The organism is Halomonas sp. SCS19 (assembly GCF_040147015.1).
GTDB classification, from domain to species: domain Bacteria; phylum Pseudomonadota; class Gammaproteobacteria; order Pseudomonadales; family Halomonadaceae; genus Halomonas; species Halomonas litopenaei.
Map to the genome: position 1 here is coordinate 168,267 of NZ_JAMSHN010000001.1, position 26,035 is coordinate 194,301.

At 65.8% G+C, this 26,035-nt stretch carries 19 protein-coding genes; 4 read left to right on the plus strand and 15 right to left on the minus strand.

Translation table 11 applies throughout. From position 1 onward, the window contains the following. Window positions 1–58 precede the first annotated feature (58 nt). The 3 genes from NFH97_RS00685 to NFH97_RS00695 form a co-directional block, all read right to left on the minus strand. Entirely contained in the window at window positions 59–703 is a 645-nt protein-coding gene (locus NFH97_RS00685) for an HAD-IA family hydrolase (RefSeq protein ID WP_222569335.1), read from the minus strand. A gap of 158 nt (window positions 704–861) precedes the next feature. After that, window positions 862–2,088, minus strand: coding sequence for a bifunctional alpha/beta hydrolase/OsmC family protein (locus NFH97_RS00690; RefSeq protein ID WP_045993401.1), 1,227 nt, complete (start codon window positions 2,086–2,088; stop codon window positions 862–864). A gap of 232 nt (window positions 2,089–2,320) precedes the next feature. Further along, complete coding sequence (locus tag NFH97_RS00695) at window positions 2,321–3,268, minus strand: RluA family pseudouridine synthase (RefSeq protein ID WP_349624221.1); 948 nt, start codon at window positions 3,266–3,268, stop codon at window positions 2,321–2,323. A 569-nt stretch (window positions 3,269–3,837) separates the two neighbouring features. On the opposite strand from NFH97_RS00695, the gene NFH97_RS00700 reads away from it, so the two are divergent. Further along, entirely contained in the window at window positions 3,838–7,461 is a 3,624-nt protein-coding gene (locus NFH97_RS00700; RefSeq protein ID WP_349624222.1) for an Rne/Rng family ribonuclease, read from the plus strand. A 110-nt stretch (window positions 7,462–7,571) separates the two neighbouring features. On the opposite strand, the gene murB is transcribed toward NFH97_RS00700, so the two are convergent. The 7 genes from murB to NFH97_RS00735 form a co-directional block, all read right to left on the minus strand. Continuing rightward, complete coding sequence (gene murB / locus NFH97_RS00705; RefSeq protein ID WP_349624223.1) at window positions 7,572–8,543, minus strand: UDP-N-acetylmuramate dehydrogenase; 972 nt, start codon at window positions 8,541–8,543, stop codon at window positions 7,572–7,574. Window positions 8,544–8,569: 26 nt separating this feature from the next. Next, entirely contained in the window at window positions 8,570–9,040 is a 471-nt protein-coding gene (locus tag NFH97_RS00710; RefSeq protein ID WP_045993397.1) for a low molecular weight protein-tyrosine-phosphatase, read from the minus strand. 23 nt (window positions 9,041–9,063) lie between these two features. Then, a complete protein-coding gene (kdsB, locus tag NFH97_RS00715) occupies window positions 9,064–9,843 on the minus strand; it encodes a 3-deoxy-manno-octulosonate cytidylyltransferase (protein WP_213228679.1) in 780 nt (259 codons plus the stop codon). Between the two features lie 14 nt (window positions 9,844–9,857). Then, a complete protein-coding gene (locus NFH97_RS00720; protein WP_108132807.1) occupies window positions 9,858–10,079 on the minus strand; it encodes a Trm112 family protein in 222 nt (73 codons plus the stop codon). Window positions 10,080–10,120: 41 nt separating this feature from the next. Beyond that, the gene (gene lpxK, locus NFH97_RS00725) at window positions 10,121–11,173 is read right to left on the minus strand and encodes a tetraacyldisaccharide 4'-kinase (protein ID WP_348815806.1); all 1,053 of its coding nucleotides are present in this window, start codon (window positions 11,171–11,173) and stop codon (window positions 10,121–10,123) included. Next, a complete protein-coding gene (gene msbA, locus NFH97_RS00730; RefSeq protein ID WP_045993428.1) occupies window positions 11,174–12,910 on the minus strand; it encodes a lipid A export permease/ATP-binding protein MsbA in 1,737 nt (578 codons plus the stop codon). 146 nt (window positions 12,911–13,056) lie between these two features. Further along, complete coding sequence (locus tag NFH97_RS00735) at window positions 13,057–15,402, minus strand: DNA internalization-related competence protein ComEC/Rec2 (RefSeq protein WP_349624224.1); 2,346 nt, start codon at window positions 15,400–15,402, stop codon at window positions 13,057–13,059. Between the two features lie 328 nt (window positions 15,403–15,730). Here NFH97_RS00735 and NFH97_RS00740 point away from each other — a divergent pair, with 328 nt between their 5' ends. Next, entirely contained in the window at window positions 15,731–16,264 is a 534-nt protein-coding gene (locus tag NFH97_RS00740; protein ID WP_045993394.1) for a DUF2062 domain-containing protein, read from the plus strand. Window positions 16,265–16,476: 212 nt separating this feature from the next. Here NFH97_RS00740 and NFH97_RS00745 read toward each other — a convergent pair whose 3' ends face one another. Both NFH97_RS00745 and NFH97_RS00750 read right to left on the minus strand, forming a co-directional pair. Then, window positions 16,477–17,208 (minus strand): ABC transporter ATP-binding protein, encoded by a 732-nt coding sequence (locus NFH97_RS00745; protein WP_045993393.1) that lies wholly within the window; start codon window positions 17,206–17,208, stop codon window positions 16,477–16,479. Then, entirely contained in the window at window positions 17,201–18,442 is a 1,242-nt protein-coding gene (locus NFH97_RS00750) for a lipoprotein-releasing ABC transporter permease subunit (RefSeq protein ID WP_045993392.1), read from the minus strand. Before NFH97_RS00750 ends, NFH97_RS00745 begins: the two co-directional genes overlap by 8 nt. A gap of 142 nt (window positions 18,443–18,584) precedes the next feature. Between NFH97_RS00750 and NFH97_RS00755 the strand changes: the two genes are divergently transcribed. Continuing rightward, on the plus strand, window positions 18,585–19,649 hold the full coding sequence (locus NFH97_RS00755) for an agmatine deiminase family protein (protein WP_348827897.1): 1,065 nt from the start codon (window positions 18,585–18,587) through the stop codon (window positions 19,647–19,649). Beyond that, window positions 19,646–20,548 carry a carbon-nitrogen hydrolase gene (locus tag NFH97_RS00760; RefSeq protein ID WP_348827896.1) on the plus strand — a complete coding sequence of 301 codons (903 nt, stop codon included), beginning with the start codon at window positions 19,646–19,648 and terminating at the stop codon, window positions 20,546–20,548. Before NFH97_RS00755 ends, NFH97_RS00760 begins: the two co-directional genes overlap by 4 nt. Before the next feature lie 210 nt (window positions 20,549–20,758). Here the strand turns inward: NFH97_RS00760 and NFH97_RS00765 are convergent, their stop codons facing one another. From NFH97_RS00765 to secA, 3 genes are all read right to left on the minus strand, one after another. Continuing rightward, complete coding sequence (locus NFH97_RS00765; RefSeq protein WP_045993389.1) at window positions 20,759–21,706, minus strand: Nudix family hydrolase; 948 nt, start codon at window positions 21,704–21,706, stop codon at window positions 20,759–20,761. Between the two features lie 234 nt (window positions 21,707–21,940). After that, window positions 21,941–23,158 carry a bifunctional glutamate N-acetyltransferase/amino-acid acetyltransferase ArgJ gene (gene argJ, locus NFH97_RS00770; RefSeq protein ID WP_349624225.1) on the minus strand — a complete coding sequence of 406 codons (1,218 nt, stop codon included), beginning with the start codon at window positions 23,156–23,158 and terminating at the stop codon, window positions 21,941–21,943. 76 nt (window positions 23,159–23,234) lie between these two features. Further along, complete coding sequence (gene secA / locus NFH97_RS00775; RefSeq protein ID WP_349624226.1) at window positions 23,235–25,976, minus strand: preprotein translocase subunit SecA; 2,742 nt, start codon at window positions 25,974–25,976, stop codon at window positions 23,235–23,237. Window positions 25,977–26,035: the final 59 nt, after the last annotated feature.

Consider the following 26,035-nt stretch of genomic DNA (forward strand, 5'->3'; position numbering starts at 1 on the left):
CTTGCAAGCCTGGCGACAACCAGGAATAGAAAACGATTTGCCAGACGATCGACGCGATTCAGCCAGCCAGATGATCCAGCACCTGATCGAAGCGATCCGCCACCAGCAGCGGCTCACTGCGCGACAGCCGCTGCACATCGTGCACACCATACGAGACAGCGATGCGCGGCATGCCGATGGCACGCGCCATCTCCATATCGTACTCGGTATCGCCGATCATGACGGCGCGGGAGGCGTCGACGCCGCACTCTTCGAGCAGCTCGACCAGCATCAGGGGATCCGGCTTGGAACGCGTCTCGTCGGCGGTACGACTGGCACGAAAGAAGCGACCGGTGTCGCTCTGGCGGAAGATACGATCGAGCCCGCGACGGCTCTTGCCGGTGGCCACGGCCAGCACCGAGGTCGAGGCCAGCGAGGCCAGCCCTGCCTCGACGCCGGGGTAGAAGGTGACCGGGGTGGCATCACCCTCGACGAAGTGCCAGGCATAGCGTGCCTTCAAACGCTCGGCCTGCTCCGGCTGGATACCCGGACACAGTGTGGCGATGGCTTCCGGCAGACCGAGACCGATGATATCGCGAATCTCTCCCTCCCCCAGCTCGCCCCACTCGGCCTCGCGGCCAGCGGCCTGCATGCAGGATACGATCCGGGCGATGGAATCCATCAGGGTGCCATCCCAGTCAAAGATGGTCAGGTCATAGCGCAAGAGACAACTCCTCGAGAGACGACGGCGTCCACGCCATCGCCCATGGATAAATGCCTCTTCCCCGATGATGGGTCACTCAAGCACGCAGGCCGGCTCGGCGCAGCATCAGAGAACCAGACGCCACGACTAGCAGTGACAGCGGCATGCGCCCGCCAGGGCTAGTCGGCCAGCCGAGTCACCACCCTGGCCTTGCCCTCCAGCGTCAGATGCACCGGACACAGGTCAGCGATGGCCAAAAGCTTGTCGCGGGCTTCCTGGTCGAGATCCCCCGTCAGGAAAAGGACACGTTCGAAGTGGTCGATTTTGCCACTGGTCGCCTCGCACTCGCCACAATCCTTGGCGTGAATCTTGTCATGGGAGACGTCCACGGTGACATCATCGAGCGGAAGCTTCTTGCGCCTGGCGTAGCTGCGCACGGTCATCGCCGTGCAGGAGCCGAGCGCCGCCGCCAGCAACTGGTACGGCGTAAAACCGAGATTGGTCCCACCGTAGGAAAGCGGCTCGTCGGCCAGCAGGTGGTGCGCACCCGCGACCACGTCCTGACGAAAACCTGCAGGATCGGCTTCGGATACTCGGGTGACGCCTTCAGGCGCTCCCGCGGGGGGCTTCGGCGCCTCCAGGCCCAGATAGCGCGACGCCCAGCCGACGATGACCTCGGCGGCGTACTCGGCGTCCTGGGGCCGGGTCAGCAGATGATCGGCGTCATCCAGCGAAACAAAGCTTCTGGGATGACGAGCGGCGGTGAAGATGGCCGAGGCGTTTTCGATCTCCACCGTTTCGTCGTTGGGCGCGTGCAGCACCAGCAGCGGACGCCCCAGGTTCTCGATGCGCTCGTGCTGACGCTGACTCTGGAGATCCTCGATAAAGGCCTTGCGGATGGTAAAGGGACGGCCTGCCAGGACCAGCTCGGCCTCCCCTTCGCGTTCGATGACGTCGAGGTTCGAGCCGAAATTGTGCACTACATGAGCCGGGTCGTAAGGCGCCCCGACGGTGGCCACCGCCTTGACCCCGGGCAGTCGCTCGGCGGCGGCGATCACCGCCGCACCGCCCAGCGAATGACCGACCAGCAGAGACGGTGACAGCCCACGCCCCTCGAGATGCTTGGCGGCGGCCACCAGGTCATCCACGTTGGAGCTGAAATGGGTATTGGCGAACTCACCCTCGGAATGACCAAGACCGGTGAAATCGAAGCGCAGTACCGCCACGCCCCGCGACACCAGTCGTGCCGCGATACGCTTGGCGGCGAGGATATCCTTGGTACAGGTAAAGCAATGGGCGAAGATCGCCACCGCCTGGGGCTCACCCACCTCCGGCCGGTCGAACCTCGCCGCCAGCTGGTTGCCGTCGTGACCGGGAAACTGTTCTCTTTCGCTGATGACACGCATGACCGTCCTACCCTCCGAAGACTCATGGGCGCATCGCCGGCACAAACCGCCGATGCCTTACCTGAATCCTTGGCCGAGGACGATCGTTTGGCAACCTGGCTCGCCTGCCCGGCGCGGGCTCACCATGTCCGCCAGACACAGCGATTCACCCACACTTGCTCATTTAGCGCACTGTAATTTCAGTCTTTCTTGCCACAAGGCCGGCACCAGGCAAGGCCGCAGGCGACATCTTTCACTGTCGCCGCCGAGCCTTGTCGAGCACAGTTTCCAGGGCATCGTCGAGGGGAGCGCGAATCTGCACCGGCCGCTGACTGGTCGGCTCGGGGAAGGTCAGCGAGGCAGCATGCAGAAACAGGCGATCCAGCCCCAGTTCGCACCCGAGGCGAGCGCCCTCTCGGGTACCGTACTTGTCGTCGCCCAACAGCACGTGTCCGGCGTGGGCAGCGTGGACGCGAATCTGATGGGTACGCCCGGTGATCGGCTCCGCCTCCACCAGGGTTGCACCGGCAAAGGTCTCACGCACACCAAAGCGGGTCCGAGCCACCTTGCCCTGCGGATCGACCCTGACTCGACGCTCGCCGTTGCCGGCGTCGTAGCGATCCAGGCGGGCACTGACGAAATCCCGACGGGCTGGCCAGCGGCCTGCCACCAGCGCCAGATACTGCTTGTTCATCTTGTGCTGCTTGAGCGACTGGTTCAGCGCAAGCAGCGCCGGCCGGGACTTGGCCAGCAGCAGACACCCTGAAGTATCCCGATCCAGCCGATGCACCAGCTCCAGGAAGTCCAGGTCCTCGCGCACCTGCCGCAGCGCCTCGATCAGTCCGATCTTGACACCACTGCCGCCGTGCACCGCCAGTCCCGACGGCTTGTTCAAGACCATCCAGTCAGGCCCTTCCAGCAGCACGCTGCCGGCCAGCAGATTACGCAGATTATCGCTGACCTCGCGCACTGCCTCCTGCGGTGCCAGCTTGAGCGGGGGAATACGCACCAGGTCTCCAAGCGCCAGACGGGTATCCGCCTTGACCCGCTTCTTGTTCACGCGCACCTCACCCTTGCGCACGATGCGATACACCAGCGAACGGGGGGCGCCCTTGAGGCGACTCATCAGAAAATTGTCGACGCGCTGGCCGACCTGGCCTTCGGTCACTTCCACCCACTGCACTTCACGCCCTTCGGCCACGCTGTCACCCCACTCGAAACCCGCAATAAAGCGCCATTCTAGCGCAGCTTGTCGCCAATTGCTGACCCCTGGCATTGCTGTTATATTGCTTGTTCGCTCCCCGGGTCCGATTGACCCCTGCAAGCGCCTGCACGACTAGACACGCAGGCCCGAGCGAAACGTGACTGACACAGCGTTTGCCACAGAGGCCGCGACGACCCACAGAGGTCCCGCCGCCGATGTCAAGTGACAACACCGAGCCCGGCGCGCCCCACCCCAGCTGGATACCTTTCCGAAGGGGTGGGCCGTCGCCGGGAGACGTACAACACCGTGCCGGAGGCCGGCAGCGGTGAATCGATGAATGCCAGGTGTTGGCGGTGACGGCAGGACCGGATGGGCAAGGCCCCACCGAGACACGTCCTCCCTCCGCCCCGTACTCAACATGATCATGCCGTGACGTTCCTGATGAAGTAACGTCGCGGCCGGGCGCAGCTTCCGCGACATGCGCTGAGCACAAGCACGCTGCACCAACGGTTCACCCTTGCCGTTGCCCATGGGCGCCCTCCGGCGCGCCCATATTGCGAGACAACATGAAACGGATGCTCATCAACGCGACCCAGCCCGAAGAGCTGCGTGTCGCCCTGGTGGATGGACAACGCCTGTACGACCTGGACATCGAATCCGGTGCCAGGGAACAGAAAAAAGCCAATATCTATCGCGGCAAGATCACCCGCGTGGAACCCTCCCTCGAAGCCGCCTTTGTCGATTTCGGCGCCGAACGCCACGGTTTTCTGCCCCTCAAGGAAATTGCTCGCGAGTACTTCGTCAAGGAGCCTTCCGGCCGCCCCAGCATCAAGGAAGTACTGAAGGAAGGTCAGGAAGTCATCGTTCAGGTCGACAAGGAAGAGCGTGGCAACAAGGGCGCCGCCCTGACCACCTTTGTCAGCCTGGCCGGTCGCTTCCTGGTGCTGATGCCCAACAACGCCCGCGCAGGCGGCATCTCGCGTCGCATCGAGGGCGAGGAACGCGCCCAGCTGAAGGAAGCCATGGGCCAGCTCAGCGTGCCCGACAAGATGGGCCTGATCGTGCGCACCGCCGGTATCGGTCGGTCGCCCGAAGAGCTGCAGTGGGACCTCGACTACCTGGTACAGGTGTGGGAATCCATCACCGAGGAAGCCGGCAAGCGCGCCGCCCCCTTCCTGATCTACCGCGAGTCCAATGTCATCATTCGCGCCATGCGCGACTACCTGCGCCAGGATATCGGCGAGGTACTGATCGACAGCCCCGAGGTGCACCAAGAGGCGCTGGCCTTCATTCGCCAGGTGATGCCGTCCTACCAGCAGAAGATCAAGCTGTACGCCGACGAGGTGCCGCTGTTCTCGCGCTTCCAGATCGAGTCGCAGATCGAGACCGCCTACGAGCGTGAAGTGAAGCTGCCCTCCGGCGGCTCCATCGTGATCGACCACACCGAGGCACTGGTGTCCATCGACATCAACTCGGCGCGAGCGACACGCGGCAGTGACATCGAAGAGACTGCGCTGCAGACCAATCTGGAGGCGGCCGACGAGATCGCTCGCCAGTTGCGCCTGCGTGACATCGGCGGCCTGGTGGTCATCGACTTCATCGACATGGGGCCAGCACGCAACCAGCGCGAGGTCGAAAACCGCGCTCGCGACGCCCTCAAGCTCGACCGTGCCCGGGTACAGATCGGCCGTATTTCGCGCTTTGGCCTGATGGAAATGTCGCGTCAGCGTCTGCGCCCGTCCCTCGGCGAAACCAGCGGCGTGGTATGCCCCCGCTGTGACGGCCAGGGCACCATCCGTGACGTGCGTTCGCTCTCGCTGTCGGTCATGCGCCTGATCGAAGAAGAGGCCATGAAGGAGCGCAGCGCTCAGATCCGCGCCATCCTGCCGGTGCCTGTCGCTACCTATCTGCTTAACGAGAAGCGCGCCATCCTGGCCGATATCGAGCGTCGCCAGGGCGTCCGCGTGGTCATCCTGCCAAGCCCGGACATGGACACCCCCCACTACGACGTCCAGCGTCTGCGCGACGACCACGTCGACGAGGAAGGCACCGCCAACGCCTCCAGTTTCGAGCTGTCCACCGACACCGAGGTCGGCAAGGAGCCCGACGCCGCCTTCGGCAAGCCGGTGCAACGCGCCGAAGCCGCGGTCAAGAGCGTGGTCCACAACGCCCCTGCCCCCGCTTCCTTGAGCCAGGAAGAGGCCGCCAGCGAGGACAAGCCCGCACAGCCCAGTCGTCAGCCCAGCGCTCAGGGCGCTCAATCCGGTCGCCAGGCCTCGTCGTCCAGCCGCAGGCAGAGCAGCCCTCAGGCTAATCGCCAGTCAGGCCGTCAGAGCCCCGCAGAGTCTCGTCAGGCGGTTCAGAACGCCGGCCTGTTCGGTCGACTGGTCAAGGGCTTCGCCCGCTTCCTCGGCGGCGAGGAAGAAACCAGTAACGGCGCCGCGAGCGGCAGCCAAGGCTCGAGCAGCACTCGCACTCAGTCCTCGAGTCGCGACGACAATGCTCAGCGCGGCGCCCAACAGCGCAGCGACAGCGGCCAGCAGCGCGGTAGCGACACGCGACAGCGCAATCGCCGTGGTGGCAGCCAGAACGGCCAGCGTCAGAGCAGCAACAGATCCAACCGTAGCGATGGCAACAGCCAGGACCGTCGCCAGCAGGATCGCCGCCAGCCGGCCGCCAAGAGCGACGGCCGCAGCGAGACTCGAAACGACGCACGCACCGACAGCAAGGCAGACACTCGAGCCGACAGAAATGACGGCAACGACAACCGCCAGCGCTCTCGCCGTGACGACAATCGTCAGCAGGACAACCGCCAGGCTGAAGGACGTCAGCAAGAGGGTCGTCAGCAGGAGGGTCGTCAACAGGAAAGCCGCCAGCCGGATAGCCGCAAGAGCGACGACAACAAGTCGCCCCGTTCGGCCAGCCGCGGTGAAACGCAGCAGGCAGATGCTGCCAGCAGCGATGCTGCCAAGGACAGCAAGCCCAAGCGCACCCGCAACAATCCGCGCAACCGCAGCCGCAAGCAGGCCATCAACCCCGAGGCGCTGAAAGAGCAGCAACGCCTGCAGGCGGAAGCGGCCGCGGCTCAGGAAGCTCAGCCCGAGGCGGGCCAGGCAAGCGCTACGGAAGCTACGGCCGAACAGACCCAGCCCGAAGCAAAAGCCGAAACAAAAGCCGAAGCCAAGGCCGAAGCCCCCAAGGCTGACGCCAAGACTGACGCCAAGGCCGAGGCTCCCAAGGCTGACGACAAGCCCGTCGAGAAAGCTGCAGAGAAAGCCAAGCCAAAAGCCGAAGCCAAGGCCGAGACTTCCAAGGCTGACGACAAGGCCGACGCCAAAGCCGAAGCCCCCAAGGCGGATACCAAGCCCGTCGCCAACGCCGAGGCTCCCAAGTCGGACGACGCCAAGCCCGTAGAGAAAGACGAGCCGAAGACCGAAGCCAAGGCCGAGGCTCCCAAGGCTGACGCCCAGCCTGAAGCTGCAGCCAAGGCTCCCAAGGCTGACGCCCAGCCAGAAGCAGCAGCCAAAGCTCCCAAGGCTGACGCCCAGCCTGGAGAGAAAGCCGAAGCCAAGGCCGAGACTCCCAAGGCTGACGCGCAGCCTGCAGAGAAAGCCGTCGAGAAAGCTGCAGAGAAAGCCGTCGAGAAAGCCGAACCGAAAGCCGAAGCCAAGGCTGAGGCTCCCAAGCCCGAGGCTCCCAAGACTGAGGCCCCCAAGGCTGACACCAAGCCTGCAGAGAAAGCTGACGAGAAAGCCGAGCCGAAAGCCGAAGCCAAGGCTGAGGTCCCCAAGGCCGAGACGCCAAAGGCCGAGACGCCAAAGGTCGAGGCTCCCAAGGCTGACACCAAGCCTGCAGAGAAAGCTGACGAGAAAGCCGAGCCGAAAGCCGAAGCCAAGGCCGAGACTCCCAAGGCTGACGCCCAACCTGCAGAGAAAGCCGTAGCGAAAGCTGCAGAGAAAGCGGAGGCACCCAAGGCCGATACCAAGGCGGAAGAGAAAGCCGAGGCGCCCAAGACTGACGCCAAGGCCGACGACGCCAAGACAGAAGCCAAGGCCGAAGACGACGCCTTGAGTGGCGCCACTGATGATGGCCAGGCGCCTCGCCGCCGTCGCCGTCGCCGGGCCCACAACGACCCGCGCGAGCGTCGCAAGCTCGAGGCCGAAAAGGCAAGTGACGGCCACAACAGCTGATCACTCGCCGGAAAGCAAAACGCCCGCGTCCAAGGACGCGGGCGTTTTCATTTATGCGCTTTCGATACTCACACAGCGCCTTCGGCGCCGGCCAAGTCAGGTGCTACAAATCAGGCCAGGCGCGGCTCTCGTTCGAGCGTCACACCGAAGCGTTCGGCGACCCGCGCCGACACCTGGTCGGCGAACGCCAGCAATTCCGTGGCATTGCCGCCACCGTGGTGCACCAGCACCAGCGCCTGACGATCATGGACGCCAAAGTGACCCTGTCGCCAGCCCTTGAGGCCGCACTGATCGATCAGCCACCCCGCCGCCAGCTTTACCCGTCCGTCTTCCAGCTCATAGGCCGGCATACCCGGATAGCGCTCGCGCAGTGCCCCGGCACGCGCTGCCTCGACCACAGGATTCTTGAAGAAGCTGCCGGCATTGCCGAGCTGCTCGGGGTCGGGCAGCTTCTCGCGGCGCACCTGGCAGACCGCCTCGGCCACCGCCAGAGGAGCGGGGGCCTCCCCCACCCGGGACGCCAGATCGCCGTAGCCAAGCTTCGGCGCGCCGTGACGGCTGACCCTCAAGGTGAGGTCGGTGATGATGACCTTGCCGTCCCACTCCCCCTTGAAGCGGCTCTCCCGATAGCCGAAGCCACAGGCACCAGCCGGCAAGCTTTCCACCGCACCACTGTCGCGATGGACCAGGGTCACCGACTCAAGCACATCGGCCAGTTCGACCCCATAGGCACCGATGTTCTGTACCGGTGCCGCACCACAGTGCCCGGGTATCAGCGCCAGATTCTCGATGCCCCACCACCCCTTCGACGCCAGCGCCATGACCAGTCGATGCCAGTTGACCCCGGCACCGACATGCACCAGCGCATCCTGTCCGCGCCGCTCGACCCACCAGTAATCGAGCAGCGGTCGCAGCGTCATCCCCGGCAGATAGTCGGGCAGAATCAGATTGCTGCCGCCGGAGAGCAGGGTCAATCGGCGGTCTCCGACCTGCCTGATCAGGGAGGCGAGCTGATCACGACTGAAGACGTCGACGACCTCTTCGGCGACACAGGGCAGCCCCAGGGTGTTGGCTCGGGTCAAGTCCTGATCGAGGCCTATGACGGGCCTCAAGACGACGCCCCCAGACGCTGCGACAAGGTGGCCACCAGGCCATCGGCGGCACGCTCGATCATCGCGTAGACACCATCGAAGCCGCCCTCGTAGTAGGGGTCCGGCACCGCAACGCCGGGCTCCCCGGCGAACTCCATCAAGAGGCCGATATGGGCCTGGCAATTCGCCGGCGCCTGGCGCTCGAGCACGCTCAGGTTGTCGGCGTCCATCGCCAGCAGGTAGTCACATGTTTCGAAATCGGCGGCCTTTAGCTTGCGACCGCGCAGCTTCGATAGATCGATTCCCCGCTTGCGCGCGGCCTGCTGGGCGCGGGCATCCGGTGGCTCACCCACGTGCCAGGGCCCGGTGCCGCAGGAATCCAGCACCACCCGGTCCGCCAGACCGTGCTCCTCGAGTCGCTGCCTCACTACCCCCTCGGCGGTGGGCGAGCGGCAGATATTGCCCAGACATACGAACAGTACCCGCATGCTTGTCTCCTGATCGTTGGCCTTCACTGGTCCGGCGACGTCTGCTGGCCGGCGAAATGGGCGCGAACCCGCTCAAGATCCTCGGCGGTGTCCACCCCCGCCCCGGGCGTCTGCTCGGCCAGCGCCACCTGGATGGCGTGCCCATAGTGCAGCGCGCGCAACTGCTCGAGCTGTTCGAGCTGCTCGATGGGAGCCGGCAGCCACTGGCTGAAGGCCCGCAGAAAGCTCGCTCGATAGGCATAGAGGCCGATATGGCGTAGCCAGGCGTCGGTGGTGAGCAGCGCTGGCGGCTCACGAAAGCCCTCCCGGTCCCAGGGCATCGGGGCGCGAGAAAAGCTCAGCGCCCTGCCCGATGCGGCCCGGGTCACCTTGACCACATTGGGGTTGAACAAGGTATCGACGTCGCCAATGGACTCGGCCAGGGTCGCGACCGAGGCGCCCTCGTCGCGCATCAGCCGCCCCGCCACCTGATCGATCAGTTCGGGCGGCAACAGCGGTTCGTCCCCCTGGACGTTGACCAGCACCGCCTCGTCCGGCAGCGCCAGGCGCTCGACCACCTCCGCCAGCCGATCGGTCCCGGTGGTATGGTCCTCGCGGGTCATCACTACCTCGGCGCCCAGCTCGAGCATCACGCTTTCGATGCGCGCATCGTCGGTGGCGATCACCACTCGGCTCGCCGAGGAGCGCCGGGCCTGATCCCAGACCCGGGCGACCATGGGTCGGCCGGCGATATCTGCCAGCGGCTTTCCGGGCAGACGACTCGAGCCGTAACGCGCCGGTATGACAACGATAAAATCCTGCATCGTCTAGCGCTCCTTCACGTCTCGTCCGTGCTGGAGGTGCCCCGCCCGGGGTTGGTCTTGAGGGTCTCGTCGACCTCCATGACCCGCGCCTCCTCGACCAGCATCACCGGGATGCCGTCACGGATCGGATAGGCCAGGCCATCGAACTGGCAGCACAGCTCGCCGGCATCGCGGTCGTAGCGCAGCTTGCCCTGGCACTGGGGGCACACCAGCATCGCCAGTAGTTCCTTGTCCATCATCGTTTCTCCTGTTGAATTTGAGCCTTCGGCGGCAGTGCTCAGTCACTCTGCCGCTGCGCGATCCCGGTATCATGAGCGACCTGCGCATCGTCGGTGCCTCGCCAGGCGGACACTCGCCGATCGAACCAGGCCACGAAGGACGCCTCGGGTCTAGCCTCGACATCCAGGGCCCAGCAATCGTCGGGAACAAAGCTTCGACACTTGACCGCATCCTTGGCGGTCATCACCACAGGTCGCTGGTCGCTGGTCGTCAGGTCGGCCGGGCTGAACCGGTGATGGTCGGAAAAGGGGGCCGGTCGATGGGCGACTCCCAGCTCCGACAGGGTGGTAAAGAAACGCTCCGGATGACCGATCCCTGCCACCGCGGTGACCGGCGTGGCGAAAGGCAGCGGCGTCAGTGGACGCCGCTCGTCGTCACCGACCCTGCGCCAGCAGGCGGGCTCCAGTTGCATGGTGAAGCCGTCGGCGGCAAGCGCGCTCGACGATTCGCCGTTGACGATCAGCGCGTCGATGCGCTCCAGCCGCTCCAGCGGTTCGCGCAGCGGCCCTGCCGGCAGGCAGCGCCCGTTGCCGAAGCCTCGCTTGGCGTCCACCACCACCACCTCGAGATCACGCCCCAGGGCATGGTGCTGAAGACCGTCGTCGGTGACGATGACGTCACAACCGGCGTCGATCAGGCACTGGGCCCCACGCGGGCGGTCCGGATCGACCACCACCGGCAGCCCGGTCTGATCGGCCAGCATTCGCGGCTCATCGCCGCTGGCCGCTACTGGTGTATCGGCGGCAAGGTGCAGCGGGTAGCCATCGGCCTTGCCACCGTAGCCCCGTGACAGAATCCCGGGGCGAAAGCCGTGTTCGGCCAGGTGCCGCCCCATCCAGGCGACTAGCGGCGACTTGCCGGTGCCGCCGAGAGTCAGGTTGCCGACCACGATGACGGGTACCGAAGCGCGCCACACCGGTTTGTCGCCACGCGCAAAGGCGTCGGCTCGCCGGCGTACCTCGCGGCGATAGAGCGCCTCTAGCGGCCGCAGGACGGCAAGCCAGGGAGCCCCACGATAGGCCGCCTCGAGCCAGCGCTGCCCAAGCCCCATCTACGCCTCCTGGAATTGCAGCTGGTGCAACGCGGCGTAGGCACCGCCGTCGCGTTCCAGCAGCTCGGCGTGGGAGCCCTGCTCGATGATCTCGCCCTGCTCCATGACCAGGATGCGGTCGGCCCGTTCGATGGTCGACAGGCGGTGGGCGATGACCAGGGTGGTGCGGTCCTTGCAGACCTCTTCCAGGGCTGCCTGGATATGGCGCTCGGACTCGGTGTCCAGCGCCGAGGTCGCCTCGTCGAGGATCAGGATGGGAGCATCCTTGAAGATCGCCCGAGCGATCGCCATGCGCTGACGCTGACCACCGGAGAGCATCACGCCGTTGTCTCCGACCAGCGCCTGGTAGCCGCCGGGCATGCGCTCGATGAACTCATGGGCGTGGGCGGCGCGGGCCGCCGCCTCGATGTCAGCAGGATCGGCATCGGGGACCCCGTAGGCGATGTTCTCGGCGATGGTGGCGTTGAACAGGGTGACCTGCTGGGACACCAGCGCAATCTGCTGTCGTAGCGCCGTCAGCTGGTACTCCTCGATGGGGGTGCCATCGATCAGGATACGCCCGCCCGTCGGTCGGTAGAAGCGCGGCAACAGGCTGACCAGGGTCGACTTGCCGCTGCCCGAGCGGCCGACGATGGCCACCATCTCGCCCTTGCGCACGTCCAGGTCGATGCCCTTGAGCACCTCGGGCTGATCATCTCCGTAGGCGAAGCGCACCTGTTCGAGCTGTATCCGCCCCTGCAGGCGCTCGGGCATCAGGGTTCCGGTATCGCGTTCCTCAGGCTCGTCGAGCAGCCCGAACAGTTCACTGGAGGCAGCGATGCCCTTCTGGATGGTGCCGTTGATCTCGCTGAGCGAGCGAATCGGCTTGGCCATCAGCGAGGCGGCGGTGATGAAGGCCACGAATTCACCCGGCGTCATGTTGTCCATCAGCGCCGGTGACATGGCAAGCCACACCAGCAGCGCCAGCGACAGTGCCACCAGCATCTGGATGACCGGAGTGCTGGTGGCCTTGGTCAGGGCCTCCTTCAGGCTCTGGCGACGGTTGACTTCACTGGCGTCGTGGAAGCGCCCCATCTCGTATTTCTCGGCGCCGTGGGTACGCACCACGCGGTAGCCGGTCAAGGCCTCGGAGGCGACGTGGGTGACGTCCCCCATGGAGCGCTGGATGCGCTTGGAAATGCGCCGAAAGCGCTTGCTGGCGTAGCTCACCACGCCACCAATCAGCGGCGTCACGGCCATGAACAAGAGCGTCAGCATCCAGTTGGTCCACAGCAGATAGCCCAGCAGGCCGAGTACAAACAGGCCCTCCTGGAGGATTACCGTGATCGCCTTGGTGCCTGCGCCGGTCACCTGCTCCACATGGTAGGTCACCCGCGAGATCAGGTGGCCGGAAGAATGATTGTCAAAGAAGCGCCCCGGCAGGCGCAGCATATGGTTGAAGACGTCACAGCGCAGCGCGTGCACCATGTTGCGTGCGACGTTGCTCATGAAGTAGGTGCCGAGAAAGGTGCCGACACCCCTGGCGCCGAACATGCCGACGACGAACAGCGGCAGAAACAGACGAAAGGCGGCGTCGGGATTCTGGATGCCATCGATCAGGCGCTTCATCATCTCGGCCAGGGCGGTACTGGACGCCGCGTAGATGGCGTAGCCGACCACGGCGACGAGAAAGGACTTCCAGAAGGGTTTGACGTAACCAAGAAGACGCTTGTAGAGCGTCCAGCCGGAGTATTCGATCACGTTGGCTCCAGTTGCGAGGGAATCGGTCCTGTCTGGCCGCCGCGGATGGTCCAGGTGGCGATCACCCGGGCCCGCACGGCCGTCTGCCGCCGACAGCGGACGCGGCGTCGCTCCTGGCCGGCCGACACACAGGGCAGTGAGATTCAGTGCCGCGATTCTACCCCATGGCAGGGGCCTTCGACACCGCCACCGGTCAGACGGGGATGGATACCCTGCGCCGCCGCTATCCCGGCCTGGGACAAGAGGATGTTCACTCGCCCATCCACAGCGGTGTCCATCAGGCAACTGCCGGCGCGTCGCAGGCGACGCACCACCTGGTCGGCAGGATGACCGAAGCCATTGTAGGCACCGCGGGAAATCACCGCCAGGCGGGGCGGCCTGGCCGTCACCAGGGCCTCGCCGGTGCTGTCCGCGCTGCCATGATGCCCCACCACCAGAACCGCAGGCGCCAGCGGCAAGCGCGGGATCAGGAAGCGCTCGACGCGTTTTCCCGCATCGCCGGTAAGCAACACGCTGCCACCGGCGGTACTCACCAGCAGCACGCAGGAGCGATCATTGCTGCCATGCCCGGCAACGTCGCTTGCCGTTGCGCTGCCGGCCGAGGCAGGCGGCCACAGAAAGGTGAAGTCGACACCGTCCCAGCGCCAGCCCTCCCCGGCATGACAAGGGTGTCGCGGCGCGTGCGCCGACAGCGCCAGCGTCTCGCCCTCGGGGTGCCACCAATGAGCCACCCGGTGATCGCGCGCCAGGCTGGCGAGTCCTCCTGCGTGGTCCTGGTCGGCGTGGCTGATCACCACCTCGTCGAAGGCTTGCGGAGCTGCCCAGATGGACGCCAGCGGCGTAAAGCCGGAGCGAAAGCGAGGACCGCTGTCGTACAGCAGTCGATGACGGGCGGTGATCAGCTCCACCATCAGCCCCTGCCCCACGTCCCAGACCATCAGCCGTACCTCGCCCGGTCCAGGCCTGCCACCGAAGGCCGGCATCATCGCCATGGCCGCAACAAGTGCCAGGAGGCTTGCTGATCGCAGCCCGGCACCCAGGCCAGGCAGCAACAGCAGCGCGCCCAGGCCCAGCAGCAGAATGCCCAGCGTCCAGCGCCCTCCTTCTCGCAGTGACAGACCGGGTGACAGTTCGGCGAACATCCGCAACGACGCCAGCATCACCTCGAGGCCCGCTTCGAACAGCCACCAGCTCGCCATCGCCGCCTCAGACGACACCGTCGACAGCACCCAGCCCAGCATCCCCAGCGGCACCAGCACCAGCGTCACCAGGGGTACCGCGACCAGATTGGCCAAGGGGGCCAGCGGCGACATCGTGCCCAGGGCCAGCAGCACCAGGCCCGCCATGGGCAACGCCAGCAACAGCTGGGTGCGCAGCAGCACCGTCAAGGCGCCCTTGATGCCGGAGGTCGCCTGCCTGCCCTGCCACATCAGGATCAGCAGGGCCACAGCACCGAAGGACAGCCAAAGCCCGGGGCGCCACAGCGCCAGAGGATCCCACAGCACGACCACCGCCCAGGCCAGTGCCCAGCCCTGCCACGGCGAAGGAGAATGCCGCCCCCCGGCCACCCAAAGGGCAATAAGGACCATCACCAGTGCCCGCAGCGCCGGCGGTTCGGCGCCGACCAGCCAGACAAAGCCGGTGGTGGCCGTTGCGGCGGCCAGCCACGGCCAACGCAACAGCCGCCAGCGCCCCGGCTGAATCAACCGCGCCACCAGGCGCGACAGGGTCAGCGCCAGCGCTGCCACCAGGCCCACGTGCAGCCCGGACACCACCGCCAGATGGGTCGTCCCGGTGGCGTTGAGCAGCGCCCAGTCGTCGGCCTCGAGCCGCTCGCCACGGCCCAGGGTCAAGGCCGCCAGCCAGCGCTGCGTCGTCTCATGCAGCGGCTGGCCATCGAGCTGTCGCAGCAACGCCCGGCGTGGGTCCTGGGGGGCGGCGGCCAAGCGTTGCGGCGGCGGTTGTGCGAGGACCGATCCGGTGGCGTGAATCCCTTCACGCCACAGCCAGCGGCGATAGTCGAAGCGCCCGGGATTCGCGAGGCCACCAGGTGGGCGCAGTCGTACATCGAACCGCCAGCGCTCACCGACGGCCATCATCGTGTGCGCTGTTGCCGACGCGGCCCCGACCTCGCCGTCCATGGGGCTATAGCGACTGACCCGTATCCGCTCGAGTCCCGAGCAGTCAGGCAGTCCGGCTTCCAGCGGACGGCAGCTCTCGACCCTCATGGTCAGACGCTGCAGGCCATCGCTCTGGCGACTTGCCAACACCCGCCCCTCGACCGTCAGCGGTACCCCGGCAAGCCCCGAGGGCAAGCGGGCCGCCTGCTGCTGCAACAGACAGCCAAGCACCCACAGCCCGGCCAGACACACCAGCAGCGGCGCTGTTCGACGCAAGGCCAGTGATACCAGTGCCGCCACTGTCAGCAGATTCAGGCCGAGGGCGGCCTCGGGCAGCGTCAGACCGGCGCCTCCAAGGACGCTGCCCAAGGCCAGCGCCCATGCCAGCGAGAGGGAACAGGTGCCTTGACAGGAGCGGCCTGGCGGCCGACGTATCGATCGTTGCCAATCTTCGTCAGATTCCATCGCCCTCTCTCTGGAGCCCTGGAGCATTAGAGCCCTGGAGGCTTGGGGCCCCGAAGCCCTGGAGCATTAGAGCCCTGGAGCCCTGGAGCCCTGGAGCCCTGGAGGCTTGGGGCCCTCGAGCCCGACAGCCTGTCGACGGCGTCGCGCATGCCCATCGTTGGCCGACGTCATGGCAAGGGCGGCGGCTTGTATGGATAATAGCCACGCATCCGCAGCCTCGAGCTGATTCGCCATGCCGCGTCGACTACTCAAGCGCTATCTGCCCTCGCCGGACGCCCTGCGCCGGCAGCGCTCGCTACGCTTCATGGCGCATCTGATCGCCGACCCCGCCCTGTGGGTGCTGACACGCCGTAGCGTGGCCAACGCCTTCAGCGTTGGCCTGTTCAGCGCGCTGCTGCCGATCCCGTGTCAGATGGTCGTCGCCGCCCTCGGCGCCCGTGTCGGACGCTGCAATCTGCCGCTGTCGGTGGCTCTGGTGTGGATCACCAACCCGCTGACGATGCCGATCATCTTCTACGCCAACTACTGTCTCGGCGCCTGGCTGATGCAACGCCCGGCGCTGGAGGCGCCCCACCGGCTGACCACCGACTGGCTGCAGTCCCAGTTGCTGGACATCCTGCCGTCCCTGCTGATCGGCTCGCTGGTGGCGGCGATCGCCGTGGGAGGCCTGGCCAACCTGGTGATACGCCTGCTGTGGCGCTGGCAGGTGGCACGCAGCTGGAAGGCACGCGCGCGCCGGCGACGCCGCAGGACCCAGCCGCACTGACCCAGCCGCACTGACCAAGCCGCATCGACCCAGCGGCATCGACCCAGCCACAGGCTCTGCTAGGCCCGACGCTGTTCCCGCTGGTCTGCCGAGAAAGCCCGGACGAAAAAGCCGGGACGAGAAAGCCCGGACGAGCAATCCCCGACGAAAGAAGGCCCCGATGCGATTGCATCGGGGCCTTCTTCTGGCTTCTTCTGGACGCTGCGAAAGACCTACTCGGCGTGCAGCTTGCCGTTGTCGAGTCTCAGCACGCGGTCCTGATGGGCGGCCAGGGCCGGGTCATGGGTGACGATGACGAAGGCGCAGCGAGCGCTGGCGGCAAGCTCATCCATCAGCGCCAGGATGCTGGCGGCGGTGTGCTTGTCGAGGTTGCCGGTGGGCTCGTCCATCAGCATCAGGCTGGGATCGGTGACCAAGGCCCTGGCGATCGCCGCACGCTGGCGCTCACCGCCGGACAGCTCGCCGGGCTTGTGTTCGGCCCTGGGGCCCAGCCCTACCTTGTCCAGCAGAGCACGCGCCTTGTCCTCGGCGTCACGCTTGCGGCTACCGCGAATGATCAACGGCAGCGCCACGTTCTCCAGCGCCGAGAACTCCGCCAGCAGATGGTGGAACTGGTAGACGAAGCCGATGTGGCGATTGCGGAAGCGCCCGATCTCGGCGTCGCCCATCTTGTGCAACACGGTGTCGGCCACCCGTACTTCGCCGGCGCTGGGGCTGTCGAGGCCACCGAGCAGGTTGAGCAGGGTGGTCTTGCCGGAGCCGGAACTGCCGACCACCGCGACTCGCTCGCCGGCGTGCACCTTGAGCTCGAGCTGGTCGAGCACCACCAGGTCGGCGGGACCTTCATCGTAGACCCTGGACAACTCGCGGCACTCGAGCATCAGGTCGTTGCCGGCGGGGGTCGACGCCTCGACACCAGGCTTGGCGATTACCGAATCATTCATAGCGCAGCACCTCGGCAGGCTGGACCCGCGCCGCGCGCCAGGCCGGATACAGGGTGGACAGGAAAGTCAGCACGAAGGCGGCCCCCACGATCTGATAGACATCGCTCCAGATCAGCTGGGACGGCAGGTCACTGATGAAGTAGACCCCCGCGTCGAGGAAGTGGATACCCAGGGTCGACTCGACGAAGGCAATGATATCGGACACCGTCAGCGCCAGCAGAATACCCAGCGCGACCCCGATGACGATACCGATCACCCCGATGGCGATACCCTGGACCATGAAGATGCCCATGATCGAACCCGGGGTGGCACCGATGGTCCGCAGGATGGCGATGTCGGCGTGCTTGTCGGTCACCACCATCACCAGGGTCGAGACGATATTGAAGGCAGCCACGGCGATGATCACGGTCAGCAGCAGGCCGATCATGCGCTTTTCCATCTGGATCGCCTGGAACAGGTTGCCCCGGGTGAAGGTCCAGTCGTAGCCGCGATAGCCACCGCCCAGCTCATTGACGATGGCCTGGGTCTCCTGACCGGCCAGGAACAGATCGTCGAGCTCCAGACGCAACCCGCCAATGCTGTCCCCCATGCGCGCCAGGGTCTGCATGTCCTCGATGTTGGCGTAGGCCAGGTTGGCGTCCAGGTCGGCACCGACACTGAAGATGCCGCTAACGGTGAAGCGCTTGAGCCTGGGGAAGACGCCTGCCGGGGTGATCGAGGCCTCCGGCACCAGCAGGGTCACGCTGTCCCCCACGTCGACGTTGAGGTTGTTGGCGAGGATGGAGCCGAGCACGATGTGCCACTCCCCTGCCTTGAGGTCGTCCAGCGAGCCACGCGACATGTTCTCGTCGACGATCGACACCCGGCTCTCCCACTCGGGCTCGATGCCGTTGACCATGGCGCCCTGATTGCGCCCGGCCACCGAGAACATGCCCTGCTGCTGGATATAGGGCGCCGCCCCGATGACATGTTCGCGCTGGGTCAGGCGCTCGGCCAGGGGCTGCCAGTCGGTCATCCCACCGGCCTGTTCGATCTGGGTGTGGGGCACCATGCCCAGCACCCGCTGGCGCAGCTCCCGGTCGAAGCCGTTCATCACCGAGAGCACCAGGATCAGCACCGCCACGCCCAGGGTAAGACCCAGCATGGAGGTCAGCGAGATGAACGAAATGAAGTGGTTGCGTCGCTTGGCTCGCACATAACGCAACCCGATCAGAAAGGGCAATCGATCAAGCATGGACTCGTTCCTTGTCGGCGGGCCGTCATGGTACGGTTTTTTGCGAGCGACTGCATCGCCACGGCAGAGGAATTGCGAGATCCTTGCATCTTCGGTCACAGCCGCCTACATTTCGCCGTTTCTTGGCCCCAGGACATCACCCATGCCCCGCCTGCTACCCGAATGGCACCCTCAGGATGCCGTCCAGCTGACCTGGCCCCGCCGCGACAGCGACTGGGCGCCGACGCTGCCCGCCATCGAGGCGATGCTCGAGCAGCTCGCCCTGATCATCAGTCGTTATCAGAGCGTGATCATCGGGGTGCCCGACCACGCTACCGGCGAGGCGCTGTCAGGCCGCCTGGTGGCCCGAGGCGCGCCACCCGAGCGTCTGCGCCTGACCGTGGTCGACGCCGACGACACCTGGGCCCGGGACCATGGCCCGCTGGCGACCGGTGACGGCAACGGCGTTACCTTCCATGACCTCGGCTTCAACGGCTGGGGCGGCAAGTTTCCGGCCGATCGCGACAACACCCTGACCCGCCAGCTCAAGGATGCCGGCTTGATCGCCTGCGCGACAAGCGATAGCGCGGTGATCATGGAGGGCGGCGCCCTGGAGACCGATGGCGAGGGGACGCTGCTGACCACCGAGGCCTGTCTGCTCAATCCCAACCGCAACCCCTCGATGTCACGGGCCGATATCGAGACCTGGCTGGCCGAGACGCTGGGCATCCACCGGGTGCTGTGGCTCTGCCACGGACATCTCGAAGGCGACGATACCGACAGCCATATCGATACCCTGGCGCGCTTCTGTGATCCCCAGACCATCGCCTATGTGCGCTGCGATGATCCGAGCGATGCGCACTACGCCGAGCTCGCCGCCATGGAGCGCGAGCTCAAGGCGCTGACCCGCGCCGACGGCTCGCCCTATCGCCTGGTACCGCTGCCCTGGCCTGGCGCCTGCCATGACGCCGAGGATGGCCACCGCCTGCCGGCCACCTACGCCAACTTCCTGATCATCAACGGGGCGGTGCTGGTGCCGGTCTACGGCGATCGTCACGACCTGGCGGCACTCGACGCCCTGGCCGGGGCCTTCCCCGACCGGGATATCATCCCGGTGGACGCCAGCGCCGCCATCGTTCAACACGGCAGCCTGCACTGCCTGACCATGCAGTGGCCCCAGGGGGCTCTCGCCGCCGCCACCACCACCGCCGAAGGAGACCGCCGATGACGCGCCAATTGACCGTAGGCCTGGTCCAGCAACCCGCCTGGCCCGACAAGGCCAGAAGTCTCGACGCCAGTGAGGCGAGTATCCGCGATCTCGCAGGCCGTGGTGCCAGACTGGTGATGCTGCAGGAACTCCACGCCACCCACTACTTCTGTCAGTACGAGGATCCGGCCCTGTTCGACCTGGCGGAGCCGCTGGACGGGCCCACCGGCACACGACTGGCCGAACTCGCCGCGGAGCTCGACATCGTGCTGATGGGCTCGCTGTTCGAGCGCCGCGCGCCGGGCATCTATCACAACACGGCGGTGGTCTACGACGGCGCCAAGGGCGCGGTGGGTCACTACCGCAAGATGCATATCCCCGACGACCCGGGCTTCTACGAGAAGTTCTACTTCACCCCCGGAGACCATGACGCCACTCTCGGACAAGGGTTCACCCCCATCGACACCTCGGTGGGCCGGCTCGGGGTACTGGTGTGCTGGGATCAGTGGTACCCGGAGGCCGCGCGCCTGATGGCCCTGGCCGGTGCCGAACTGCTGCTCTACCCCACCGCCATCGGCTGGGCGCCGGGCGACGACGACGCCGAAAAGACGCGCCAGAAGGACGCCTGGACGCTGATCCAGCGCAGTCACGCCGTGGCCAACGGTGTCCCGGTGCTGGTCGCCAACCGGGTGGGCCACGAGGAGGATCACTCGAAGGTCAGCGAGGGCATCGACTTCTGGGGCGGCAGCTTTGTCGCCGGGCCCCAGGGGGAGCTGCTGGCCCACGCCGGCACCGAGCCCGAGACCCTGCTGGTGACCCTGGATCTCGACCATGGCGAAAACGTGCGGCGGATATGGCCCTACCTGCGGGACCGGCGCATCGATGCCTATGGGGACCTGACCCGCCGCTACCGCGACTAGGGCTTGCCGCCAAAGAGCCGGGCTTCGTCGACTTCTCGCATAAAGCCCAGGGCTTGTACGAAAAGCGCCGACGCTCGTCGAGCTTGAGAACAGAGCCACGCGGCAATGGAACGACATGCCCCTGAACGCAAGAAACCCCGCCAGGTCTCCCTGGCGGGGTTTCTTGCATCTGGTAGCTAGCGGCCGGTGCTGGCCCTTTTCGCCAACGCCTTAGCGCCAGAAGTCGCGGATCGAGGCGATCCCCTGGGCCCCCACGGCGCGGGCATGGCTGGCGTCGTGGCGCGTCATGCCACCCAGCGCGTAGACCGGCATGCCGGCGCGTTCGACCAGTTGCTGGAAGTCATGCCAGCCGATCGGTGCCACTTCCGGATGGGACGGAGTGGTGCGCAGCGGTGACAGGGTCACGAAGTCGCAGCCAATGGCGTGGGCCTGGTCGAGCTGGGCCTTGTCGTGGGTCGAGGCCGCCAACCACTTGGCCTCGGCGATGGGGCGACGCTCCAGGCCCATCAGCCGCTCGCTGGTCAGATGGATACCATCGGCATCGATCCGCTCGAGCAGCTCCGGTTCACCGTTGAGCATCAGTTTGGCACCGTAACGACGGCACAGCGCCAGGGCACGCTCCGCACGGGCCACGTAGGCGTCCTCGTCGAGGGTCTTGGCGCGCAGCTGAACCAGACGCACGCCATCTTCCTCGAGGGCCCGCTCAAGCTTGGCGTCGAAGGCGTCCTCGTCGGCTTCCTCGTCACTGATCAGGTATTCCGAGGGCAGCATCACCGCACGCAGGATCGGCAGGTTGGCGGCCGGGAAGGGATAGCCAATCAGTTCGCCCATGGGCACCCAGCGTACCGCCTGTCCTTCTCGACCGAAGGGCTCACCGGAGAAGTCCTTGACCTGCCAGACGTCGAGCAGAATGTGCTTGTCGGAGTACTCGTGGTGGATGCGAATCAGCGGTTGGGCGCGACGAATTTCGATGCCGAGTTCTTCGTGCAGCTCGCGCTTGAGCGCCTCAAGCCCGGTCTCGTAGGGCGCCAGCTTGCCACCGGGAAACTCCCACAGGCCGCCGTGGTCCACATTGGAAGGACGCCGGGCCAGCAGCACTTCGTCACCGTTCGGGCTGATGATGGCGGCCGCCGCCACGTGCACCCTTCTCTTCACCATAGTGTTCATTCAACAATACCAGCTTCGGTTCGCGGGCCAAGCCCGCACCAGTTTTCAGTCGGGAGGGCGATAAAAGTCGGCATAGGATACCGATTCGCTCGCCGAGATTCATCTGCCGCTGATGCATCGCCGATGGATCGGCTCCACCGCTACCCGCCGGACAGGCAAAAAAGACGACACAGGATACCGATTCACCGGCCGAGATTCATCTGCCGCCGACGAACCCATGCGGAATCAACTGCGGTAGTCGGCGTTGATCGATACATAGTCGTGGGACAGGTCGGAGGTCCACACCCGCGCGGCAGCGTCACCACGCCCCAGATCGATGGCAATGGTGATCTCTTCTCTTGCCATCACCGCACTGCCGGCGTCCTCACTGTAGCCCTCTGCACGCCCACCGTTCTCGACCAGGCGCACATCGCCCAGATCGATGGTCACCCGATCGACATCGAAGTCCTCGACCCGGGCACGCCCCACCGCAGCGAGGATACGCCCCCAATTGGCGTCACTGGCGTACAGCGCGGTCTTTACCAGCGGCGAATGGGCCACCGTAAAGGCCACCTCGCGCGCCTCCTCGACGCTCAGGGCACCGCTGACATTCAGGGTGACGAACTTGGTCGCACCCTCGCCGTCGCGAATGATCGCCTGGGCCAGCTCCACCAGCACCTCATCGAGGGCCTGACGAAATATCCGCTCGTCATCGTCATCGCCGAGTGCTGCGCCCTGGCCGGTGGCGATCAGCATGCAGGCGTCGTTGGTCGAGGTATCGGAGTCCACGGTGATGCTGTTGAACGAGCGCTTGACGCCCTCCCTGAGCAGGGCATCAAGACGCTCGGACTCGATCGCCGCGTCGGTGGCGACAAAACCCAGCATGGTGGCCATGTCGGGACGGATCATGCCCGACCCCTTGGCGATGCCATTGAGGGTGACAGTGCCCTGCTTGAGCGCCACCTGGCGGGTCGCGCCCTTGGTCCGGGTGTCGGTGGTGAGGATGCCTTCGGCCGCCCGAGCCCAGGCATCGCCACAGTCGTCGAGCTGATCGAGCGCCTCTGGCAGGCCACCGAGAAGTCGCTCCATCGGCAGCGGTTCGCCGATCACGCCGGTGGAGAACGGCAGCACCTGGTCGGCCGACACCTCGGCGAGTTCGGCCAGCGCCTGACAGGTGGCGTGGGCGTCGCGCATGCCGATCTCGCCGGTGCCGGCGTTGGCATTGCCGGTATTGATGACCAGGTAGCGTACCGCGTCGCCCGCGGCCAGATGCTGGCGGGCCACATGGACCGGCGCCGCGCAGAAGGCGTTGCGGGTAAAGGTGCCGGACACCCTGGCGCCCGGGGCCACCTCGATCACCACCAGATCACGCCGGCCCGGCTTCTTGATGCCCGCCATGGCACTACCCAGGCGAACCCCGGGGATCGGCCCCATTGCCGGAAAAATGCTGTCACCGACTGCCATTGTTTTCTCCTTGCGTCAAAGACGACCCCAGGCCTTGAAGCCCGGGGTCGCCGTCGTCATGGGTTGCGAGGCTTGCTCAGCTGAGCTTGCCGCAGCACTGCTTGTACTTCTTGCCGGAGCCGCAGGGGCAGGGATCATTGCGGCCAACCTTGGGGGCGTCTCGACGCACCGGGCGCTGATCGGCAACCTCGTTGACGTGACGCTCGCCGCCCTCGTCGGCCATCTCGGCGTCCGTCGCGGCAGGTGCGTCGTGGCGACTGGCCGCCTGGGCGCTCTCGCGGGCCAGGGCCTCGCGACGCTGACGCTCCAGGGCGTCCACCTCCTCGGGGGCACGCACCTGCACGTGACTGAGGATACGGGTGACGTCGGCCTTGATATTGGTCAGCAGGTTCTGGAACAGCTCGAAGGATTCGCGCTTGTACTCCTGCTTCGGATTCTTCTGAGCGTAGCCACGCAGATGGATACCACGACGCAGATGGTCCATGGACTGCAGGTGTTCCTTCCAGCGGGTGTCCAGCACCTGCAGCATGACCTGCTTCTCGAAGCGCCGCATCAGCTCCTCGCCGGCGATGGCGACCTTGGCCTGGTAGGTCTCGCGATGCTGGGTCTGCAGTCGCTCACGCAGCTGCTCCTCGTGGAAGCGCTCGTCCTCCTCGGCCCACTGCACCACCGGCGCGTCCAGCTGGTACTCGCTCTTGAGGTGAGCCTCGAGCCCCGCCAGGTCCCACTGCTCGGGCAGGCTCTGGGGTGGCACGTAGGCACTGATGGCCTCGTCCAGCACCTCTTCACGAATGCCCATGACGTTGTCGGAGACGTCGCTGGCGGCCAGGATCTCGTTGCGCTGCTCGTAGATCACGCGACGCTGATCGTTGGCCACGTCATCGTACTCGAGCAGCTGCTTGCGGATATCGAAGTTGCGACCCTCGACCTTCTTCTGGGCACGCTCGACGGCGTTGGACACCATCTTGTGCTCGATGGCCTCGCCCCGCTCCAGGCCCAGCGCCTGCATCAGCTTCTGCACCCGTTCGGAACCGAACAGACGCATCAGGTTGTCTTCCAGCGACAGGAAGAAGCGGGTCGAGCCCGGATCGCCCTGGCGGCCACTACGACCACGCAGCTGATTGTCGATGCGCCGTGACTCATGGCGCTCGGAGCCGATGACGTGCAGGCCACCAGCGGCCAGCACCGCCTCGTGGCGCTCGCGCCAGGCCTCCTTCAATGCCTCTCTCTCGGCGTCGCTGGCGTTCTCCAGCTTGGCCGCTTCGGCCTCCCAGTTGCCGCCGAGCACGATATCGGTACCACGACCGGCCATGTTGGTGGCGATGGTCACCGCACCTGGGCGCCCGGCCTGGGCGATGACCTCGGCCTCGCGCTGGTGCTGCTTGGCGTTGAGCACGTTGAAGTCGATGCCCGCCTTGCGCATCAACTCGGCCAGGTATTCGGACGTCTCGATGGACGCGGTACCCACCAGCACCGGACGGCCGGCTTCGACCTGAACCTTGACGTCCTCGATGATCGCCTCGAACTTCTCTTCGGCGCTGAGGTAGACGAGGTCGTTCATGTCCTTGCGAGCCAGCGGCCTGTTGGTGGGGATAACCACCACATCGAGCCCGTAGATCTGACGGAATTCGAAGGCCTCGGTATCGGCGGTACCGGTCATCCCGGACAGCTTCTCGTACAGGCGGAAGTAGTTCTGGAAGGTGGTGGAGGCCAGGGTCTGGCTCTCGCGCTGGACGGTCACGCCCTCCTTGGCTTCCACCGCCTGGTGCAGGCCCTCGGACCAGCGACGGCCCGGCATGGTACGCCCGGTGTGTTCGTCGACGATGACCACCTGTCCCTCGCTGACAATGTAGTCGACGTCAGGGTGGTACAGGTGGCGCGCACGCAGCGCCGAGTGCATATGCTGCAACAGGTTGAGGTTCTGGGCGGCGTAGAGCGAGTCGTCCTCGCCGAGCAGTCCCTGGGCGCGCATCAGCTCCTCGACCTTGTGGTGGCCGCGCTCGGTCACCTCGACCTGCTTCTGCTTCTCGTCGAGGGTAAAGTCGCCGCTTTCGGGATCTTCTTCGTCGCTGCAGGGCGTGAGCTCCCTGGCGAGCCGATCCACCACCTTGTACAGCTCGGTGTTCTCGTCCACCGCACCGGAGATGATCAGCGGCGTGCGCGCCTCATCGATAAGGATGGAGTCCACCTCGTCGACGATGGCAAAGTGCAGTTCCCGCTGAACCTTGTCTTCCAGCGAAAACGCCATGTTGTCGCGCAGGTAGTCGAAGCCGAACTCGTTGTTGGTGCCGTAGGTGATGTCGCAGGCGTAGGAGTCACGCTTCTCCTCCGAGGTCTGGCCGGAGTAGATCACGCCTACCGACAGGCCGAGGAACTCGTACAGGGGGCGCATCCAGTTGGCGTCACGCCGGGCCAGGTAGTCGTTGACCGTGACCACGTGCACGCCCTTGCCGGGCAAGGCGTTGAGGTACACCGCCAGGGTCGCGACCAGGGTCTTGCCCTCACCGGTCTTCATCTCGGCGATCCGGCCGCGGTTCAAGGTCATGCCGCCGATCAGCTGTACGTCGAAGTGACGCATGCCCATCACCCGCTTGCTGGCCTCGCGCACGGTGGCAAAGGCTTCGGGCAACAGGGCATCGAGCGACTCACCGGCCGCCAGACGCTCACGGAACTCAGCGGTGCGGGCGGCCAGCGCAGCGTCGTCGAGGGCTTCGAGGCTCGGCTCGAGCTCATTGACGGCGCGAACCTGGCGGGACATGCGCTTGACGTCGCGGTCGTTCTTGGAGCCGACGACTTTACGCAGCAGAGAATTGATCATGAAACTTCCTGAAATCTGGAACCTGAAAAAGAGGCCGCCAGGCATTGGCGACCGTCACG